Origin of the sequence: Streptomyces sp. NPDC001933 (assembly GCF_042890955.1) — a bacterium.
Taxonomy (GTDB): Bacteria; Actinomycetota; Actinomycetes; order Streptomycetales; family Streptomycetaceae; genus Streptomyces.
Window position 1 is genome coordinate 1 of record NZ_JBIASS010000120.1, and the last position, 1,421, is coordinate 1,421.

The following is a 1,421-nucleotide window of genomic DNA, read 5'->3' on the forward strand; positions in this document are numbered from 1 at the left end:
GACCTGCAGATCGCCAACCCCTTCAGCAAGGACTCTCAGATCCAGGGCATCCGCAACGCCCGCCGCTACCTCGGCGACCGCCTCGGCCGCGCCACCGTCCCCCATCGCATCCTCGACCCGGCGGCCGGCCCACTGATCGGCGTGAAACTGCACGTCCTGACCCGCAAGACCCTCGGCGGCATCCAGACCGACCTCGACTCCCGGGCCCTCGGCCACGACGGCCGACCCATCGAGGGTCTCTACGCCGCCGGCGAGGTGGCCGGCTTCGGCGGTGGCGGCGTCCACGGCTACAACGCTCTGGAAGGGACCTTCCTCGGCGGCTGTCTCTTCAGCGGCCGCCAAGCCGGCCGCGCCGCCGCGGCGACTGCCGCCTGACATGCGTATGCACACAGACCGAGAAACGCAGCTCTCCGAAGGAGGCCCCCATGACCGCTTGCTGTACCCCGTCGGGTGACGCACGCTCCGAGCCGACGCCGGCCATCCCGCGGAGCAAGGGGGTGTCGCGCCGCGACCCGGAGGAGATGATCCTCCTCCCGGGCGGCGAATTCCTCATGGGCACGGAAGACAGCGAGGGCTTCGCTGAGGACGGCGAAGGGCCCGTCCGAAGGGTCCGCGTCTCACCTTTTCTGATCGACACCCACGCCGTATCCAACGACCGGTTCACGGCCTTCGTCGCGGACACCGGCTACCGCACGGAAGCCGAGCGGATCGGGTGGTCGTACGTCTTCGCCGGCTATCTGCCCGCAGCCCTGCGCCGCATCTCGCCAAGACCCGAAGTCACGCCGTGGTGGTGCGGAGTGACAGGAGCGGACTGGCGGTCCCCGGAGGGACCCGGCAGTTCCCTGCAGGGCCGTGGTGACCACCCGGTCGTGCACCTCTCGTGGAACGACGCCCAGGCCTACTGCAACTGGGTAGGCAAGAGGCTGCCCACCGAAGCGGAATGGGAGTACGCCGCGCGCGGCGGGCTGGAGCAGCGCCGCTACCCCTGGGGAGACGAACTCGACCCGAACGGCACGTTCCGCTGCAACATCTGGCGCGGGCAGTTCCCGTCCAGGAACACCGCGGCCGACGGCTACCGCGGCACCTGCCCGGTGGACGCCTTCGAGCCCAACGGTCACGGCCTGTACAACATGGCCGGGAACGTGTGGGAGTGGTGCTCCGACTGGTGGTCCACCAGCCACGACACCGCTGTGCCGCTCGTGGACCCGCGGGGACCCGCGACGGGTTCCTCGAAGGCCATGCGGGGCGGCTCCCACATGTGCCACGTGTCGTACTGCAACCGCTATCGCGTCGCCGCTCGCACGGCCAACACCGTCGACGCCTCGAGCGGGAACACGGGCTTCCGCTGTGTGCGGAGTCCCTGACGCCGGCCTCGACCACCGCTGCCCGCAGGGACGCCCCCTCCCTGGGGACGCTGTCCG

2 protein-coding genes are annotated in these 1,421 nt (G+C 70.4%); both read left to right on the forward strand.

The annotated features are described in order from the left end of the window. A partial coding sequence (locus ACFYY7_RS45685) for an FAD-binding protein (RefSeq protein WP_388672401.1) occupies positions 1 to 375 on the forward strand: 375 nt, incomplete at its 5' end. A 146-nt stretch (positions 376 to 521) separates the two neighbouring features. Continuing rightward, entirely contained in the window at positions 522 to 1,364 is an 843-nt protein-coding gene (locus ACFYY7_RS45690) for a formylglycine-generating enzyme family protein (RefSeq protein ID WP_388672404.1), read from the forward strand. Positions 1,365 to 1,421: the final 57 nt, after the last annotated feature.